This is a genomic window from Maribacter aestuarii (assembly GCF_027474845.2).
Lineage (GTDB): Bacteria > Bacteroidota > Bacteroidia > Flavobacteriales > Flavobacteriaceae > Maribacter > Maribacter aestuarii.
Window position 1 is genome coordinate 2,404,430 of sequence record NZ_CP107031.2, and the last position, 17,664, is coordinate 2,422,093.

Consider the following 17,664-nt stretch of genomic DNA (forward strand, 5'->3'; position numbering starts at 1 on the left):
ATAACGGTTTACCCTTTTGTAGACAAAAACAGGAATGCACCAACTAACCGACAACGCATTAATGCTGAAAGTAAAATCAGGAGATTTAGACAAACTAGGCCTCTTGTACGAACGCCATAAAAGACGGGTGTTTGGTTTCTTTTTTAATATGAATGGAAATGCATCATTAAGTGAAGACTTAGTACAGAATGTCTTTATCCGCATGTTGAAATATAGGCACACATTCACCGGGAAAGGTTCTTTTATAGCTTGGATGTTCAAAACGGCAAGAAACGTCAACTATGATAATTACAAGAAGTATAGTAAAGAAAGGAACCAAAATGATTTAGCTTCAATAGCACACAAGCTCCAAGATGCTGATGATTTGAGCAGTACGATGGATAAGAGTGATAACATAGCTCAACTGAACAAGGCCATGCAAAGGTTACCTAGAGATAAAAGGGAAATCCTAGTTTTAAGCAAGTATAGGGAAATTAAGTTTAGTGAAATTGGGGAAATTCTGGGATGTACGGAAGGTGCCGCCAAAGTCAAAGCACATAGAGCCTTAAAGGATTTAAGAACGATTTTTTTACAAATGGAAAGCACATAATCATGAAGGAAGAAAGATTTGACATATGGACTATAGCGTACCTGACGGATTCTTTAAACGAGAATGAGCGCTTGGAATTTGAAAAATTCTTGAAGGATAATCCAGAATATCAGGAAAAATTTAATGGGTTCAGTGAGACGTGGAGTGAAGTGGATAATTTAGAAGTTCCTGAGACCTCAGCCATTATGGATGAACGTTTTTATGATATGCTGCATGGGGAAATAAAAAGAAGTGAAACAACAAATAATAATTCTAGAAGTTGGATTGCCTATTTCTTGGAAAGGCTTTGGAAGCCTCAAGTCGCCTATGGGATATTATTGCTGTGCATAGGATTGGGGTTTGGTTATTTTTTAAACTTCAATAGCACATCAAATCCAAAAGAAACCACTATTGTAGCTAATCCAGAAACTGAAGAGGTCCGAGAGCGATTGGTGCTAACTTTACTCGAACAACCTTCCGCCAATCAAAGATTGCAGGGTATTAGCGAAGCGAACAAAATTACCAAAGTAGACGAAAAGGTGATTAAAGCGTTGCTGGAGACATTAAACGGTGATGCGAATGTAAACGTACGTTTGGCCGCCATTGAATCATTGACCAATTATATAGATAAACCAGTTGTAAGAGAGGGATTGGTACAATCAATTGTAAATCAAGATTCACCTATAGTTCAGATTACATTGGCAGATCTTATGGTGGCATTGCAGGAAAAGAAATCCATTGCACCTTTTAAAACCTTAATGCGATCAAATGAATTGAACGCATCCGTAAAACAAAAACTGGAAACATCCATTAAATCTATTATTTAAAATCAATTTTCCTTAGTTGGAAGAGTTTATTCATCAATCTTTCCGTCAACGACGGATTAAAAATCAAATCAAATGAAAAAATTAACCCTATGTGCCCTGCTTGTAGCAAGTTCTACAATACACAATTTAAAAGCGCAGGGAAAAGAGTTTAAAGAAATTATTACAAAAGAACTGTCTTATGAGAATGTTGATAATAACATGCTTGAAGTTCAGAACTTAAATGGTTCCATTACAGTCGAAGGTTATGATGGATCTGTGGTGCTCTTAGAAGTGGAAAAAACTGTTTCTGCTACTACCACGGAAAATCTTGAATTGGGGAAAAAGGAAATAGGTGTAAAAGTGATTCAACAAGGCGACAGACTCATAATTTATCCTGATGTTCCGAACATGCATTATACGGATGGTAGCTTTACCAATGTAGATTGCAAGGGTTGGACGGAACGGCCCTATGAACACACTTTAAACTTTAAGGTAAGAATGCCTAAGAATATTAAGCTAAAGGTGGGAGCTATAAATAAAGGGGAGGTATTTGTGACGAACACCGGTGGAAGTTATATCGAAGCAAATAACATTAACGGAGGTATAGTGCTTAAGAATATTACGGGCCAGACCAAGGTGCACTGTATCAACGGGGAAGTAAACATATCCTACGCCAAAAATCCTGAGGACGTATCTACCTACTATTCATTGAACGGCGATATCAAAATTACCTATCAAAAAAACCTATCGGCGGACATTGCTTTTAAAAGCATGAACGGCGAGTTGTTTACGGATTTTGATATTGCAAAGCAGTTTACCAAAACCACCAGAGGTGAAAGCGGGAAAGCCAAATTTAAGTTCGAATCTAGACCGGTGGTCCAAATTGGAAGTGGTGGTTTATCTTTCGATTTCGAAACTTTAAACGGAAATGTTATTATCAAAAAAATATAGACTAAAAAGAAAAATATCATGAAATATATAAAGCAAGTTATAATAGGATTATTGTTCGTACCCGCACTAATGTTTGCACAAGAAGAGACGGTTGAATTATTTACGGTGCCGCTCAGTAGTCCGAATGAAGCTGGAAAATTAGTTGTAGAGCAAGTAGCAGGGTCTATTGATGTAATCGCCTATGAAGGCAAAGAAGTAATCGTCAAGGCATCTTTTGGTAACAGGAAGGAGCATTATGTAGATGAAAACGCAAAGAACGGATTAAAGCGTATTGAAAATAATTCCTTAAAAATTGGAGCTGAGGAAAAGGATAATGTGGTCCAAATTATAAATGAGCAATGGAATAAGGTAATCAATCTAGAAATAAAAGTGCCTACAAATTTTTCTTTAAAACTTGGTACCGTAAATAAAGGAAATATAAGTGTAACAGGTGTTAGTGGAGAGTTTGAAATCAGTAATGTCAACGGTGAAATAACGCTGACAGAGGTCAATGGCTCAGCTTCAGCGGATACAGTAAATGGTGATATTGATGCTACATTTAAAACCGTCACGGCCGGGGCGAATATGGCCTTTAGTAGTCTAAATGGAGACTTGAATATAACCTTTCCCAAAGCTGCTAAAGGAAATCTAAAATTGAAATCTGAACAAGGAGATATTTATACGGATTTTGATATGGTTGTGGAAAAGAAAAAGGCAATGCCTCAAACAGTGAAAACATCGAACACCTATAAGGTTAAAATAGACCAGTGGGTGAACGGAAAAATAAATGGTGGCGGTCCGGAAATGCTCTTCAAGACCTTCAATGGTGACATTGTCATCAAATCCTGGTAGGAACTAGGAAATTAAGTGGAGAATGGTAATAAAATAGAAAACCGCCAATCAAAAAGTCTGATTAGCGGTTTTTCTTTTGAGTTAGTTTGAGTTCTTACTATCCTAGAGCAACTCTTTTAAATCCAACGACCTTTAGGTCAGCATTGACGGATTTTAAATATTGAGCAACACTTTGTTTGCTATCCTTTATATAATCTTGATTTACCAATGTATTATCCTTGAAGAAACGCTTTAACTTGCCTTTGGCGATGTTGTCTAACATAGCTTCAGGTTTTCCTTCTTGACGCAATTGATCTTTGGCAATTTCAATCTCCTTATCAATAACCGATTGATCAACACCTTCTTCATTCAAAGCAACAGGATTCATAGCTGCAGCTTGCATGGCCACATTTTTGGCCGCTTCTTCTGCACCGTCCACTGCATGCGAAAGTCCTGTAAGAACTGCTATTTTATTACCCGCATGTATGTAAGATCCCACGAACGGTGCGCTTAATTTTTCAAAACCACCAATTTCAATCTTTTCTCCGATAACACCGGTCTGTTCCGTCAATTTTTCCTGAACGGTCATTCCTTTGTAATCGGCAGCTAAAAAGGCATCTTTTGAGTCGTAATCTAAAGCTAAGTCCGCCAATTCATTGGCCAACGTCACAAAGGAATCGTTCTTAGCGACAAAATCTGTTTCACAATTCAAGGAAATAACAACTCCATGAGTGTTAGCATCATTTACTTTGGCAATTGCAGCCCCTTCGGAAGAATCTCTGTCCGCTCTTTTAGCAGCTACCTTTTGTCCTTTTTTACGAAGGATTTCAATTGCTTTTTCAAAATCTCCATCTGCCTCTACCAATGCATTTTTACAATCCATCATACCGGCTCCGGTAGTCTTTCTTAATTTATTTACTTCTGCGGCTGTAATCTTTGCCATTTTTTGTTCTATTTTAAGATTTGCCAAAAGGCAAATTTCATATTAGTATTTAATCTAGTTAATGGTGATTTTATTCAACTCCACCTTTAACACTATCCTGCCATTCCTTTAGCTCGTCCCACTTTCCATCAGCGGCCATTTTAGCTTGCTTAGGCCAAGAAGTTGGATCTAAGTGTGCCATCCTGGAACTTGCTTCGGTTAAAACTTCTTTGATTTTTTCAGCATCTCCTTTAGCTAATTTTTCAAAAGACTCCATTCCTGCATTGGAAAGGGCTTCAGCTGCTTTCGGTCCGATTCCTTCAATCTTGGTTAAATCGTCCGAAGCTGATTTTTTCTCCTTAGTTGCCTTCTTCGTCTCTTTTTTGGGGGAAGCTTTTTCTTCCTCAACAGCTTCTTTGGTTGCCTTAACGTCAACTTCAACCTCTGTAGCTTTTTGAAGTACCGGAGGTGCTTTTGTTTCTACTTTTTCAGGTGTTGGTTTCAATTTAGGGGCGGCAGCTGCCTTGTCCTCTTTTTTAGAACCTTTATCTCCTTTTTCTTTCTTTGCATCGCCTTCGGCTTTTTCAGACTTTCGTTCCGCTAAACCTTCTGCAACCGCATTGGTTACTTGAGTCATGATAATGTCTATAGACTTAGAAGCATCATCGTTGGAAGGAATCAAATAATCCACATCTCTAGGGTCGGAATTGGTATCCACCATAGCGAATATTGGAATGTTCAATTTTTGAGCTTCCTTAACCGCAATGTGCTCACGCATTGTATCCACGATGAACAAAGCACCGGGCAAACGAGTCATTTCAGAAATAGAACCAAGGTTCTTTTCTAACTTGGCACGTAAACGGTCTACTTGAAGACGCTCTTTTTTAGATAAGGTAAGAAAAGTACCATCTTTTTTCATTCTATCGATCATGGCCATTTTCTTGACGGCTTTTCGTATAGTTACAAAGTTGGTCAACATACCACCTGGCCACCTTTCTGTAATGTATGGCATATTTACATTTGCCGCCTTTTCAGCAACGATGTCCTTTGCCTGTTTTTTAGTGGCAACAAAAAGAATTTTACGACCGGACGCAGCAATTTTACTTAAGGCCTCGTTGGCCTCGTCCATTTTTGCAACCGTTTTGTAAAGATTGATAACGTGTATGCCGTTGCGCTCCATGTAGATATAAGGAGCCATGTTCGGATTCCACTTTCTGGTTAGGTGGCCAAAATGCACACCTGCTTCTAATAATTGTTTTACTTCGACTTTCGCCATTTTAAATTTAGTTTACGTTCTTTTGAATTAGCAATGATAAAGTGGTAACTACCTAATGGTAATAGCCTTCGTCATTTAGATGCTAAACTAACAGTGCCCTACTCCGAATTTTCGAAGTTGTTTTAGGGTCTCCTGGGGCCATACTTTAGAATAATACTAAGTATGGTTTTTTAATTTTTCCCTCTAACGGGAATTTTCAATGAACTTTGTTAAAAAATATAATAAGAACATCCACCAGTTGGCGGATGCTTAAAATTCTAATATTAACGCTTAGAGAATTGGAATTTCTTACGGGCTTTTTTCTGACCGAATTTCTTACGCTCTACCATTCTTGGATCCCTGGTTAACAAACCTTCTGGTTTTAGGGTGGCTCTATTCTCAGTATCAATTTCGCACATAGCTCTGGAAATGGCCAGTCTAATTGCCTCAGCCTGTCCTGTGATTCCACCACCAAAAACGTTTATCTTAACGTCATAGTTATCATCGGTGCCAGTAAGCATGAACGGTTGTTTTACTTTATACTGCAACGTAGCAGTAGGAAAGTAACTGCTTAATTCCTTATTGTTAATGGTAATGTTACCTTTTCCTTCAGAAAGATAAATTCGTGCAACAGCAGTCTTTCTTCTTCCTATTTTATGAATTATGTCCATTATTTAAGATCTTTTAAATTAACCACCTTTGGTTTCTGAGCTTCTTGACCGTGCTCTGTACCGGCATAAACCTTTAAGTTTCTAAAAAGTTCCGCTCCCAATCTATTCTTAGGTAACATTCCTTTTACCGCCTTTTCAACGATGGCCGCAGGATTTTTTTCCAATAATTCTTTTACAGTAGTAGTTCGTTGTCCACCTGGGTATCCAGTATATCTTATATAAGATTTGTCGGACCATTTATTTCCGGAAAGGGAAATTTTTTCCGCATTGATGATAACAACATTGTCACCACAATCAACGTGTGGAGTAAAACTTGGCTTGTGCTTTCCTCTTAACAAAATTGCTACTTTAGAAGCCAATCGTCCTAGTGTCTCTCCATCGGCATCAACCAGTAACCACTCTTTGTTTACCGTTGCTTTATTGGCCGAAATGGTTTTATAACTTAATGTATCCACTACTGCTATTTTTAACTATTAATCAATTCAATCCCGTCAAACGGGCTGCAAATGTACAATTATAAAGTTGAATTGCAAATACTTGTTTCTCTTTATTTTTACTTTTTTCAACTAATAATGTATCGCACTCTCAGTTGTCATATCTGATGCTTTTGAGTGCTCAAAATATCCTTACAGTGAAAGACTTTACAAAATATACTTTCCTCAAATATGGCTACTTATTCCTTCAATACTATCAAAACAGGTCCATGTTAAAATATATACCTAGTTTTTTCGTTAGGTAGATCGTAAACTAAACTTATTTTTATGAAAAAATCCTTTCTTTTCTTGTTCGTTGCGACATCGCTTCTTTTTTCCTGTAGTTCAGATAAGGACGAAAACAGCGAGGATAGCTCTTCCAATAATATAGTGGGTACATGGGATGCTACCGAGCTTAAGATAAACAATGAAACGGCCACTGATGATGCCAAATTTGGGAAACAAATATTAGACTTCCTTACAGACAAGGACTGTTTCATTATCACATTGCAATTCAATCAGGATTTAACCGCAATTGCTACAAATGCGGCCAATTACGTTGAGGTCAATGCCAGTAATTCGGGTCTGGACGTGCCATGTCCCACACAATCGGATACTGAGTCCAGCACCTATACTTATGACGATAATGTGGTAAGTTTCATAGATGCAGATGGGCAACAAATAGAGGTTAGGGTAACTGTCCAGGGAGATATCATGACTGTAAATGCGGCAGATTTAGAGATACCCAATTTTGATGAGAGCGGAGAACTGATTTTTAGAAGGAGATAATCGGGACTATATATTTTATTTAAAAGCCCTTCCATATTTTGGAAGGGCTTTTTTTATGATTACCGAAGTCATTCATAAAAAACAAATTATGGGAATATTAATTATTGAGTATCTCGGAAATAAGCATAGAATTAAAATTGTACCTTTTTGCTTATTAATACAACTTTGATAATTATGAATAGAATGGAAGCTCTAAAGAGCATATTGTTTATGGTATTGATTGCATTTTCATGTAATTGCGGATATGGACAGGATGCTGGTAATGGAAAGGATTACACTTTGGTTATAAATGGCTACGACTGGGGTCCTGCTGCAAACAAAGTAATACTTTCGGTAGGAGATAAATTGACTGAAGTAAATGACGCTGACTTTGATGTTAAGGTGGAGCGAAGTTTTGAAGGTGTTCAAATGGATGCTGAAGAGGCTGTTGGTGAAAGAAAAGTAATTTATGCCTATGTGTCGGATGAAAAGGGGAACAGGGTTGATGAAGGTAATTATATCACATTGGTTCTATTTGTTGGACCTGATGCCACCCTTGGTTCACCAATAAAATACATTCGGAAGAACAATCGAGGTATGAACCAATGGATTGACTACAAATTGACCATAACGCAAAAATCTACCGAGAGAATTTGGAACTCCGAAGTAAATAGAATTATTCCCTTGCTTGATGATTTTGATTTGAAGGGAACGTATGCGCAAAATGGTATAAACCTCACGTACGGTGCCTTTGTTCCCAAAAAAAGGGAAAACTTCCCTTAATAATTTGGTTGCATGGAGGGGGTGAAGGAGGAACGGACCCCGCCATGGCGTTGATTGCAAATAAGGCGTTGAACTATGCATCGGATGAAATACAGTCACTGTTCGGCGGTGCTTTTGTGCTAGCACCCCAAACACCTACTTTCTGGATGCAAAGCGAAAGTGGTGATTATACTCGGGGCGATAAGGATGATATTTATAATGAAGCGTTAATGGGACTTATAAAAAAATATGTAGCAGATCATCCCGATATTGACACTGATAGAATTTATATAGGAGGTTGCTCAAATGGCGGTTACATGAGTTTGAAATTCTTATTGGAGCATCCTGATTATTTCGGAGCTGCTTACATCAGCGCTTTGGCTTATCAAAATCAATATATAACAGATGACCAAGTGGAGAAAATAAAACATATACCCATATGGTTTATCCATGCTGCGGATGATACAACTACGGTGCCCGAGGAAACGGTGGTCCCATTATATAAAAGATTGATTAATGCCGGGGCTGAGAATGTCCATTTCTCATTTTATGACCATGTCACCGACTTAACGGGTTTCTTTGGAGGAGATGATTATAGGTATAATGGACACTGGTCATGGATTTATTCACATGCCAATGAAGCTGATTTTGATTTTGATGGAAAACCTGTAATCCTTAACGGTAAGCCGGTAAGACTCATGTATTGGATGGCGAACCAATAGAAATAAGTTTAAATTCTAATCATATATGCCTTTAATACAATTGATGTTGTAGAAAAGGGACATAACGCTTATTTTTAAATGTGGCGAAGAAAATACAGCTCTTATTCCAAAAATCAATCACTTCCCGTATAGTTCTTTGCTTTTGCTCGCTCTTACTGGTGAGCACCTCCTGCATCGATGCTGTACAACCGGATTTTGAATTTAGGGAAGGCCTTATCTATATTGATGCCTTAGCATCAACCACTCCTGGGACTTCATATGTTACGATAAGCGAGACCTTAACTGAATTTGGCATAAACAGAACTGTCCCTGTCTTAGGTGCTGAAGTTTATTTTGTGAATTCCATTACCGAAGAAAAGGTTCTGCTTTTTGAAAAAGAGGATGCGTATTTACCGCCTATCGATTTTAAAGTGAAAGAAGAGGAACTATGGGAACTGGAGGTGCTTTTAAAAGATGGACGTATGCTCAAGTCTGAATCTGAGCGGGTACCACCAGAGGTAGAGGCCCGATCCATAGAAATTTCCTATAAGCCGGAACTATTATTTTCCGAGGCCTTCAATACATTCGTTCCAGGTCATGAAATTACAACCTCTTTTAGCGACCCGGAAGATGAGGAAAACTATTATTATTGGAGGTTCAAATCTTATGAAAAACTTATTTATTGCAGGGAATGTTACGATTACACCATCTACAGAAACGATGAATGTTTTCAACCTAATCCAAACGGTGGTGGTCCTCCGTTGAAGGAATATTACACGTACTCCTGTGAGGGAGACTGCTGGCGTATTAGATATAATGAGCGTATTATTTTATTATCGGATCAATTTGTTAATGGAAAACTAGTGTCCCAGTTACCGGTGGGAGAGGTTCTTTTATATAGCAATGACGATATATTGATAGAACTACAACAATTTTCAATATCTTCAAAAGCGTATAAGTATTTAAAAACGCTGAAGGATATTGTAGATGATAATGGAGGGTTTAATTCGCCTTTGCCGGCGGCCTTGGTTGGTAATATGTATAACCCTAGTGATGCCAATGAGTTCGTTTTGGGGAGGTTTACCGCGGCCTCTAGTACGATTATTTCAAAATATGTGGAACGTATCTTTATTGAAGAACCGCAATTGGAACAACGGATTATTAATTCGCCGGAAGAGAATGAAGTACCACCACCGATAGTTTCCAAGGCTCCTTGTTTCGAAAGCAGGTATAGGACAGGTATTAGACCGAGTGGATGGGTGAATCAACAATAACAATGGTTTGTAAAAGCATTATATGAACAGAATAAAATTTTTTAGAATTTTTGTTGTTGTAGTTTTCATTCCGATGGTTGGATGCGTGGACCCCGTGACTCCCGAATTTCAAATAGAGGAAGGACTGGTTTTCATTGAAGGATTTGCATCAACCGCGCCTAGAGCTTCATTTGTCACTATTAGCGAATCCGCCATAGAATTCGGTGTTAAGGTCGTTAACTTCATTGAAGGTGCTTCGGTTAGTTTCGAGAACGCGGTCTCGGGTAGAACGGTACCGCTTACCGAAGTTAGGAATACCTACTTAGCACCACCAGATTTTGTGGTGGTTCCAGGAGAGACTTGGAAACTATCCATTGTACTTGCCAACGGCAATAGGTATGAGTCAACCCCAGAAACGATACTGGCTCCCGTTCCCATAAATGAAATCAGCGTAAGGTATGATACGGAATTGGAATTCAGGGAAATCTACGGAGGCAAATTTGTGCCCGGTCATGCCGTTTCTATAAGTTTTGATGACCCTCCAGCAGATACCAATAACTACTACTGGAGTTACCGCTCATTTGAAAACCTAGACTATTGCGAAAAGTGTTATGAAGGGGTTTTTAGGAACGGGGAGTGTATTCCGGCAGATATCCCAGGGCCCGGACTTCGCTATTTTGATTATATCTGTGAAACGGACTGTTGGCGCATTCGGTTTCCTGAGAGCGTAAGCGCTTTCAATGACCAGTTCTCCAACGGGAATACGGTTTCCAATTTGGAAGTAGGTAATTTACTTTTGTACACCAAGGAGAATATGGTGGTCGAAGTACAACAATTTTCACTTTCACCGGCCGCTTACGACTACTATAAAGTTCTTAAGGATATCGTTGATAATTCAGGGGGGTTGAACGCTCCTCCTCCAGCGGCCCTCATTGGGAATTTATCCAACCCTGAAAATCCCGATGAATTCGTTTTGGGCCGTTTCACGGCTGCATCCTCATCCGTTGCATCAATATATATAGAAAGGGAATCCATTCAAGAACCACCATTGGAAACTAGGGAGCCTATTGTTTTAGAACCTTTGGTCGGTTCTCCCTACCCTCCACCAGCAACGAACACGGCACCTTGTAGTGAAACACGATTCAGAACGGCCAATGAACCTGATGGCTGGATTGACTAATTAATGATGAACAACATGACCAGAACCCTATTTTCTATCCTCTTAGTTTTAATTTGTTCATCAACAATGGCAATTGCGCAAGAACAGATATTGTCTTTTTTAGTTTTAAATGAAGAAACCGATATACCTTTAGACAATGCACAAATAGCTATTACACCATGTAATTGTGGTGGCGTAACCAATCCCTCGGGACGGTTTTCCATCAATTTATCACCTGGACAATATAGTGTTACTGTTTCCTACATCGGATTTGCTGCACAAACATTGGACATAAATTTGCAGGTGGGTGAGATCATCACCGTGAAGCTTAGACCGCAAGAAGAACAACTGTCGGAAGTTATCGTTAGGGCAAAACGAAACTTGGAAAATGTAGAAACCCCACAAATGGGCGCTTTACAACTGGAGGCGAAGGATTTGAAAAAGATCCCTGCGGCCATAGGTGAGTTTGACGTGCTTAGGGGCATGACCTTGGTGGCGGGAGTAAATAATGCCGGTGAAGTCAGTAATGGGCTTTCAGTTCGCGGTGGTTCACTGGATCAAAATTTATTACTTTATGATTATGCACCTGTTTTTAATCCCACACATCTTTTTGGCTTGTTTTCGGTGTTTACCCCAGATGCAGTTTCCACGGTAAATCTTTATAGGGCAAATATTCCGGCCAGATATGGTGGTCGCACGACATCCGTTCTGGATGTCAAAGTAAAAAATCCGTATGTGGATAAGTTTAAACTTAGTGGGGGTGTAGGAATCGTATCAAGTAGATTAATGCTAGAAACTCCTCTTATAAAGGATAAATTGATGCTCAGTTTTGGCGGCAGGGCCGGTTTTACGGATTTTTTATTGCCCTTGTTTTCGGAAAGGCTAAAAAACACCAAGGCCAACTTTTACGATAGTACTATGAAGTTATTGTTTCTACCCACGGATAAGGACCAAATTTCGTTTACGGGTTTCTATACAAAGGATTTCTATCAACTTGATTTGATTTCAAAAGTGGAAAATATTAATGCGGAGAACAACCAATATGATTTTAGAACCTTAAATGGAACTTTGAATTGGACCCACACTTTTTCCAATGACGCTAATTTAAGAACGCTTTTGGTGGCTAGTGATTACGTTCCAAAAACAATTTTTCCGGAAAGGGACAATGATAATGAAATCGAATTTACCTCCAGAATTAATTATTTAAGCTTTGTAACGGAATTTTCGAACATTATAAATAATGAGGTGGATTATTATGTAGGGGCCCAGATAAACAAATATAAAATCGAGCCCGGTACCTTAGACCCCGGTAACGGAAACAGTATTGTTCCGGTAGATTTGGCCGAAGAAAATAGTTATGTGTTCGCGGGTTTTGGGAATGTAAACTGGCAACTCACTAAAAAATTAGAGGTTTCCGCAGGTCTAAGGTTTAACCATTTTGTGTTTGTTGGGCCATATACCCAAGGATTTTTTAATGATATTTCTGGAGAATTGATAGATACAAGGGTATTTGAGAAAGGAGCAGGCGTGAAAACGTACAACGGTTTGGAACCAAGGTTGGGATTAAATTTGAAACTGAGCGAAACTTCGGCTTTGAAAGGGAGTTATGCCAGATTGAACCAATACCTACAAAACGTTTATAATACAACGACACCCTTGCCTACATCTCGCTGGAAAACTGCCGACCCGAACATTGTTCCCCAAACCAGTGATGCATTTGGTCTAGGTCTTTATACGAATATTGCCGATGATACCATAGAACTTGGAGCAGAGGGTTATTATCGGCTTTCGGAAAACAATCTTACGTACAAACCTGGAGCAGATTTCTTTTTGCAAGAGTTTTTGGAGCGCGATATCGTGCAGGCAGAAGGAAAGGCTTATGGTGTTGAGCTGAGTTTACGCAAGCCTAAGGGTAAATTTAATGGATGGTTTAATTATACCTGGTCCAGAAGCTTCCTGCGCTCGCAAAATGAACGTTTAGCAGATCGTGTTAACAATAATGAATGGTATCCTTCCGATTTTGACAGACCCCATGTATTCAATGGCACGGTTAATTTTGAAGGAGATGCTTACAATACCTGGAGTTTTAATTTCACAGCCCAAACAGGAAGGCCTTATACGGTGGCCAACAGCGTTTTTGTTTTGGAGGATATAGATGTTCCTATATTCCTAGAGCGTAACAATGCGCGTCTTAGACCTTATCACAGGCTAGACTTTTCGTGGAAAATACGGTACGGTAAAAATCCTGAAAGGAGATGGAAGGGAGATTGGACCTTTACAATTTACAACGTCTACAGTAGGAGGAATCCATTTAATTTGTACTATTCGCAAAGGCAGGGAGCTCAGGATGCGGAAGTATTCTTGGATAGTCCATTGGGAACTTACGAGTTGTCCGTTTTAAATAGCCCGCTTATTGCCGTAACCTATAATTTTGTGTTTCAATAAAACTACTGTTTATAAAACTTCGTCTGAAAACTATATGCTTCGGTTTGGATAGTAATTAGGTAAATACCCCTTTCTAAAGGTGCAATGGGAATATTCAGGGCATTGTTCTTTATTTCCCATTGATGTTGTAATAAGGTATTCCCATAGATATCTGAAATGCTGATAAAAGCCTTATTGGAATTCTGCAGCCCCAATACATTAATAACGTTAGTAGCGGGATTAGGAAAAACCTTGATATTTTCACTTACAACCGGGATAGTCCCGCTATCGGATTGAGCCATACCAATAGCGTTAAAACACAGAAGTAGAATAAAAAAATAAAAGTAGTTCTTCATTAGTAAACGGAACCGTCGGAATTGATTATGGACAGTCTTTATGCAACGTTCATATTTAGACTATAGTGTAATTTTTGTGATTGTTTAACACTTTAAACTAGTTGAAAATTAGTGTTGTACCGATGAGACAAAACAATTATAAAACCCGCCTACATGTGTTAAATATTAACTGTATATATGTTAAAATGTATTAAAAAAGGTAAAATAGCATATAAACTGGATAATTCTGGAGTTGCTTAACTAATCCTCTTCAGCATAATTTTGTAGCCTATAATTTAATACAACGTATTATGGAAAAGACAAGATTTTATTTACCAATTTGGACCGTCCCTCCATTAAGTTCTAATATAATGAGCATTTGGTATAATGGCGAAAGAGCTGTAAAGGAATTGATTTTAAAAAATTCTATTACAAATGAGCTAGGGGTTTCTGAAATGAACTTAAATATAAAAAAATTCGCTGCTATTGATAAGGAAGGAAACGAGCATCATATTTTAGATTTTCAAGGTCAAAATTCTGTGGCTATTAAAGGAATTGGCTCGGGCCATTTCTATTTCCTAAAGTCTGATCGCATGGTCCCGTTGAGGCCTGGAACTTATGAGACCCTACGTTTGTACGTGGGTAAAAGGAACAATAAATTCATATATAGCGATGGAGTAGTAGGGAAGGCAAACGATTTTGATTATTTGGATTTCAGGACTGAGAAACCGCTTGTAATTGGAAAGAATGACAAGGATGTGATTAAGCTCTGGTTTGATTTGGCCCCCTATCAATTTAGCAGGCACTTTAGACCGCTCACAGATTGGTTGAAAAGGAAAAAGGAACAACTGCCCAGATTGGCCAGTGATTTAGGTTAAACTAAAAGCCGTTTAAAATTAAAAAGGCACCACTTGTGGTGCCTTTTGTTTTGTAATAATCCATTAGTTAATGTGCCACTAACCAGTTCTCTCCAATTCCTATTTCAACATCCAAGGGGACAGCTAGTTTATAGGCATTTTCCATCTCCGTTTTAATAAGTGACTTCATTTCCTCTAATTCCGGCTTATAGCAATCAAATACCAATTCATCATGAACTTGGAGTAGCATTTTGGTTTTGAAGTTACCCTCAGTAAGTTTTCTATGGATATTAATCATGGCTATTTTTATGATATCCGCGGCACTTCCTTGAATAGGCGCATTCACGGCATTCCGTTCTGCTGCGCCACGTACAACGGCATTACTGCCGTTGATGTCTTTTAAGTATCTACGTCTTCCCAAAACGGTTTGCACGTAACCATTCTCTCGCGCAAAATCGATGAGCTCACTCATGTAATTTCTAAGTTTTGGATAGGTTTTATAATAAGTGTCTATTAACTCCTTGGCTTCCGCTCGGGAAAGATCGGTTTGGTTGCTCAGCCCAAATGCAGAAACCCCGTAAATAATACCAAAGTTGACGGTCTTGGCATTACTACGTTGCTCTCTTGTAACCTCTTCTATTGGAATATTAAAAACCTTAGAAGCGGTTGAAGCGTGGATATCTTCGCCATTCTTAAAGGCTTCAATCATCGTATCTTCTTCACTCAACGCAGCAATTATCCGTAGTTCTATTTGTGAATAATCTGCTGCGAGCAGAATGTAGTTTTCATTCCTTGGAATAAAAGCCTTTCGGACTTGTCTTCCCCTTTCTGTCCTGATTGGAATGTTCTGTAAATTGGGATTATTACTACTTAACCTACCTGTGGCGGCAACAGTTTGCATATAATCCGTATGCACCCTTCCAGTAAAAGGTTCTACTTGTTCAGGAAGGGCATCTACATAAGTGCTTTTAAGTTTTGAAAGTCCCCGATATTCCAAAACGTTTTGAATAATTTTATGGTCCTTGGCCAAAGAGGACAGAACATCCTCTGCAGTAGAATACTGACCTGTTTTTGTTTTTTTCGGTTTATCCACCAATTTCATTTTATCGAAAAGAATCTCTCCCAATTGTTTTGGTGATCCTATATTGAATTCTTCCCCGGCATCCTCATAAATCTTTTTTTCAAGCGCTGTGATATCATTGTTTAAATCCTCGGAAAGAGAATGCAAAAACTCCTGGTCAAGATTGATGCCTTCCAATTCCATATCCGCTAACACATGCAATAATGGAATTTCAATATCATTAAAAAGCCCATCGGTCTTTGCTTCTACCAATTCCGGCCTAAAGTGTTGTGCCAATTGAAAAGTGATGTCCGCGTCCTCCACCGCATATTCGGTTTGTTTTTCCAAAGGAACGTCACGCATGTTCATCTGGTTTTTACCTTTCTTACCAATAAGTTCCGTGATGGAAACGGGCGTGTAGTTGAGGTAGGTTTCAGATAGTACATCCATATTATGCCGCATATCCGGATTTATTAAATAATGGGCCAACATGGTATCAAAGAATTTGCCTTTTACCTGGATGTTATACTTATGAAGTACCTTAAGGTCATACTTTAAATTCTGACCTATTTTTTCAATGGATTCGGATTCAAAGAAGGGTCTTAATTCCTCTATGAGTTTTTGGGCATCATTCTTTTCCTCGGGAAAAGGAATGTAAAATCCTTTCGTTGGCTCCCATGAAAAAGCGATTCCGACCAATTCTGCGGTTAGCGGATTTAGGCCTGTGGTCTCGGTATCAAAACAAACCGAGGTCTGTTTCATCAAATTCTGCAAAAATAGTTTCATGGCCATTCCCGGTGCCACACTTTGATATACATGTGGAACATCGTCAATGGTGTTTCTGCTGTTCACGTCTTTGATGGTCGCCGGTGCCGCGCCATCTCCCCCAAATAGGGAAAATTGGCCGCTACCTGCGGATGCCGATTGCTTTTTGGCTGTTTCTGTACTTGTTACTTGGGTTTGGGTTTCGGCTATCTCCCCGGAAAAAATCTTGATGAATTGGTCCTTAAGTCTTCGAAATTCGAGTTCCTCGAACAGTTCCTGAACCTTCTCGCTATCCGGAACGGAAAGCTCATAGTCCTTGGCGTTAAAAGTTACATCACAATCTACACAGATGGTGGCCAATTTTTTGGAGAGCAGTCCCAGTTCCTTATTTTCTTCCACCTTCTCCTTCATCTTTCCCTTTAGTTTATCGGTATTGGCCAAAAGACCTTCCATTGAACCAAATTCCTGAATGAATTTTTTAGCGGTTTTATCACCTACGCCGGGAAGCCCCGGAATATTATCACTGGCATCGCCCATCATGCCTAGGTAGTCGATTACTTGTTCCGGACGTTCCACACCAAACCGTTTCTGTACCTCGGGAATACCCCAAATTTCGATACCGTTACCCATGCGGGCGGGACGGTACATGAATATATTTTCTGAAACCAACTGACCAAAATCCTTATCCGGGGTGACCATAAAAACCTTATAATCTTCTTTTTCAGCTTGCTTGGCCAATGTTCCTATAATATCATCCGCTTCCCAGCCCTCCAGAACGACGGATGGAATGTGCATGGCTTTTAGAATATCTTGTATGTACGGAATGGCAATCTGAATAGCATCCGGGGTCTCGTCCCTGTTCGCTTTGTATTCAGCAAACATTTCTGTCCTTTCCGCACTTCCACCTTTATCAAAACATACAGCCAAATGGTCCGGTTTTTCACGCTTGATGACATCAAAAAGGGAATTCATAAAGCCCATGATGGCAGAGGTGTCCATACCCTTTGAATTGATTCTCGGATTTTTGATTAAGGCGTAATACCCACGAAAAATGAGTGCATATGCATCCAGTAAAAAGAGTCTTTTTTGATTGGCCATCGTTAGAAGTTAAAAATGCGAGGTTA

At 39.1% G+C, this 17,664-nt stretch carries 17 protein-coding genes; 11 read left to right on the forward strand and 6 right to left on the reverse strand.

Annotated elements, in window-relative coordinates; all coding sequences use genetic code 11:
* The first annotated feature begins 34 nt into the window (after positions 1-34).
* The 4 genes from N8A89_RS10875 to N8A89_RS10890 all read left to right on the forward strand — a co-directional run bounded on the left by N8A89_RS10875 (position 35) and on the right by N8A89_RS10890 (position 3,156).
* Complete coding sequence (locus tag N8A89_RS10875) at positions 35-589, forward strand: RNA polymerase sigma factor (RefSeq protein ID WP_281542290.1); 555 nt, start codon at positions 35-37, stop codon at positions 587-589.
* A gap of 2 nt (positions 590-591) precedes the next feature.
* The gene (locus N8A89_RS10880) at positions 592-1,395 is read left to right on the forward strand and encodes a HEAT repeat domain-containing protein (protein WP_281542291.1); all 804 of its coding nucleotides are present in this window, start codon (positions 592-594) and stop codon (positions 1,393-1,395) included.
* Between the two features lie 72 nt (positions 1,396-1,467).
* Positions 1,468-2,325, forward strand: a complete 858-nt coding sequence (locus N8A89_RS10885; RefSeq protein WP_281542292.1) for a DUF4097 family beta strand repeat-containing protein — start codon at positions 1,468-1,470, stop codon at positions 2,323-2,325.
* A gap of 18 nt (positions 2,326-2,343) precedes the next feature.
* Complete coding sequence (locus tag N8A89_RS10890) at positions 2,344-3,156, forward strand: DUF4097 family beta strand repeat-containing protein (protein WP_281542293.1); 813 nt, start codon at positions 2,344-2,346, stop codon at positions 3,154-3,156.
* A 97-nt stretch (positions 3,157-3,253) separates the two neighbouring features.
* Here the strand turns inward: N8A89_RS10890 and tsf are convergent, their stop codons facing one another.
* From tsf to rplM, 4 genes are all read right to left on the reverse strand, one after another.
* Positions 3,254-4,078, reverse strand: a complete 825-nt coding sequence (gene tsf / locus N8A89_RS10895) for a translation elongation factor Ts (RefSeq protein ID WP_281542294.1) — start codon at positions 4,076-4,078, stop codon at positions 3,254-3,256.
* Between the two features lie 70 nt (positions 4,079-4,148).
* Entirely contained in the window at positions 4,149-5,333 is a 1,185-nt protein-coding gene (gene rpsB / locus N8A89_RS10900) for a 30S ribosomal protein S2 (RefSeq protein WP_289644310.1), read from the reverse strand.
* A gap of 263 nt (positions 5,334-5,596) precedes the next feature.
* Positions 5,597-5,983, reverse strand: a complete 387-nt coding sequence (gene rpsI / locus N8A89_RS10905; RefSeq protein ID WP_281542297.1) for a 30S ribosomal protein S9 — start codon at positions 5,981-5,983, stop codon at positions 5,597-5,599.
* The gene (rplM, locus tag N8A89_RS10910; protein ID WP_281542298.1) at positions 5,983-6,438 is read right to left on the reverse strand and encodes a 50S ribosomal protein L13; all 456 of its coding nucleotides are present in this window, start codon (positions 6,436-6,438) and stop codon (positions 5,983-5,985) included. Before rplM ends, rpsI begins: the two co-directional genes overlap by 1 nt.
* Positions 6,439-6,744: 306 nt before the next feature.
* Between rplM and N8A89_RS10915 the strand changes: the two genes are divergently transcribed.
* The 6 genes from N8A89_RS10915 (at position 6,745) to N8A89_RS10940 (ending at position 13,544) form a co-directional block, all read left to right on the forward strand.
* Positions 6,745-7,245 carry a lipocalin family protein gene (locus tag N8A89_RS10915; RefSeq protein ID WP_281542299.1) on the forward strand — a complete coding sequence of 167 codons (501 nt, stop codon included), beginning with the start codon at positions 6,745-6,747 and terminating at the stop codon, positions 7,243-7,245.
* Between the two features lie 174 nt (positions 7,246-7,419).
* On the forward strand, positions 7,420-8,007 hold the full coding sequence (locus N8A89_RS10920) for a hypothetical protein (protein ID WP_281542300.1): 588 nt from the start codon (positions 7,420-7,422) through the stop codon (positions 8,005-8,007).
* An 8-nt stretch (positions 8,008-8,015) separates the two neighbouring features.
* Entirely contained in the window at positions 8,016-8,708 is a 693-nt protein-coding gene (locus N8A89_RS10925) for a carboxylesterase family protein (RefSeq protein ID WP_281542301.1), read from the forward strand.
* 80 nt (positions 8,709-8,788) lie between these two features.
* Entirely contained in the window at positions 8,789-9,961 is a 1,173-nt protein-coding gene (locus N8A89_RS10930; RefSeq protein ID WP_289644311.1) for a DUF4249 family protein, read from the forward strand.
* A 22-nt stretch (positions 9,962-9,983) separates the two neighbouring features.
* Positions 9,984-11,120 carry a DUF4249 domain-containing protein gene (locus N8A89_RS10935; RefSeq protein ID WP_289644312.1) on the forward strand — a complete coding sequence of 379 codons (1,137 nt, stop codon included), beginning with the start codon at positions 9,984-9,986 and terminating at the stop codon, positions 11,118-11,120.
* Positions 11,121-11,186: 66 nt separating this feature from the next.
* Complete coding sequence (locus N8A89_RS10940; RefSeq protein ID WP_281542305.1) at positions 11,187-13,544, forward strand: TonB-dependent receptor; 2,358 nt, start codon at positions 11,187-11,189, stop codon at positions 13,542-13,544.
* A gap of 2 nt (positions 13,545-13,546) precedes the next feature.
* Here the strand turns inward: N8A89_RS10940 and N8A89_RS10945 are convergent, their stop codons facing one another.
* Positions 13,547-13,825, reverse strand: a complete 279-nt coding sequence (locus N8A89_RS10945; protein ID WP_281542306.1) for a T9SS type A sorting domain-containing protein — start codon at positions 13,823-13,825, stop codon at positions 13,547-13,549.
* Positions 13,826-14,169: 344 nt separating this feature from the next.
* Here N8A89_RS10945 and N8A89_RS10950 point away from each other — a divergent pair, with 344 nt between their 5' ends.
* Positions 14,170-14,736 (forward strand): hypothetical protein, encoded by a 567-nt coding sequence (locus N8A89_RS10950; protein WP_289644313.1) that lies wholly within the window; start codon positions 14,170-14,172, stop codon positions 14,734-14,736.
* Positions 14,737-14,803: 67 nt separating this feature from the next.
* On the opposite strand, the gene polA is transcribed toward N8A89_RS10950, so the two are convergent.
* On the reverse strand, positions 14,804-17,638 hold the full coding sequence (gene polA / locus N8A89_RS10955; protein WP_281542308.1) for a DNA polymerase I: 2,835 nt from the start codon (positions 17,636-17,638) through the stop codon (positions 14,804-14,806).
* Positions 17,639-17,664 lie beyond the last annotated feature (26 nt).

Excerpts from the sequence above, each read along its gene's own strand:
- N8A89_RS10885 (WP_281542292.1), top strand. The coding sequence starts at position 1,468 with ATGAAAAAATTAACCCTATGTGCCCTGCTTGTAGCAAGTTCTACAATA.
- rpsI (WP_281542297.1), bottom strand. The coding sequence starts at position 5,983 with ATGGACATAATTCATAAAATAGGAAGAAGAAAGACTGCTGTTGCACGA.
- N8A89_RS10915 (WP_281542299.1), top strand. The coding sequence starts at position 6,745 with ATGAAAAAATCCTTTCTTTTCTTGTTCGTTGCGACATCGCTTCTTTTT.
- N8A89_RS10875 (WP_281542290.1), top strand. The coding sequence starts at position 35 with ATGCACCAACTAACCGACAACGCATTAATGCTGAAAGTAAAATCAGGA.
- polA (WP_281542308.1), bottom strand. The coding sequence starts at position 17,638 with ATGGCCAATCAAAAAAGACTCTTTTTACTGGATGCATATGCACTCATT.
- N8A89_RS10890 (WP_281542293.1), top strand. The coding sequence starts at position 2,344 with ATGAAATATATAAAGCAAGTTATAATAGGATTATTGTTCGTACCCGCA.
- N8A89_RS10940 (WP_281542305.1), top strand. The coding sequence starts at position 11,187 with ATGGCAATTGCGCAAGAACAGATATTGTCTTTTTTAGTTTTAAATGAA.
- N8A89_RS10945 (WP_281542306.1), bottom strand. The coding sequence starts at position 13,825 with ATGGCTCAATCCGATAGCGGGACTATCCCGGTTGTAAGTGAAAATATC.
- N8A89_RS10920 (WP_281542300.1), top strand. The coding sequence starts at position 7,420 with ATGAATAGAATGGAAGCTCTAAAGAGCATATTGTTTATGGTATTGATT.
- N8A89_RS10950 (WP_289644313.1), top strand. The coding sequence starts at position 14,170 with ATGGAAAAGACAAGATTTTATTTACCAATTTGGACCGTCCCTCCATTA.
- N8A89_RS10935 (WP_289644312.1), top strand. The coding sequence starts at position 9,984 with ATGAACAGAATAAAATTTTTTAGAATTTTTGTTGTTGTAGTTTTCATT.
- N8A89_RS10880 (WP_281542291.1), top strand. The coding sequence starts at position 592 with ATGAAGGAAGAAAGATTTGACATATGGACTATAGCGTACCTGACGGAT.
- rpsB (WP_289644310.1), bottom strand. The coding sequence starts at position 5,333 with ATGGCGAAAGTCGAAGTAAAACAATTATTAGAAGCAGGTGTGCATTTT.
- tsf (WP_281542294.1), bottom strand. The coding sequence starts at position 4,078 with ATGGCAAAGATTACAGCCGCAGAAGTAAATAAATTAAGAAAGACTACC.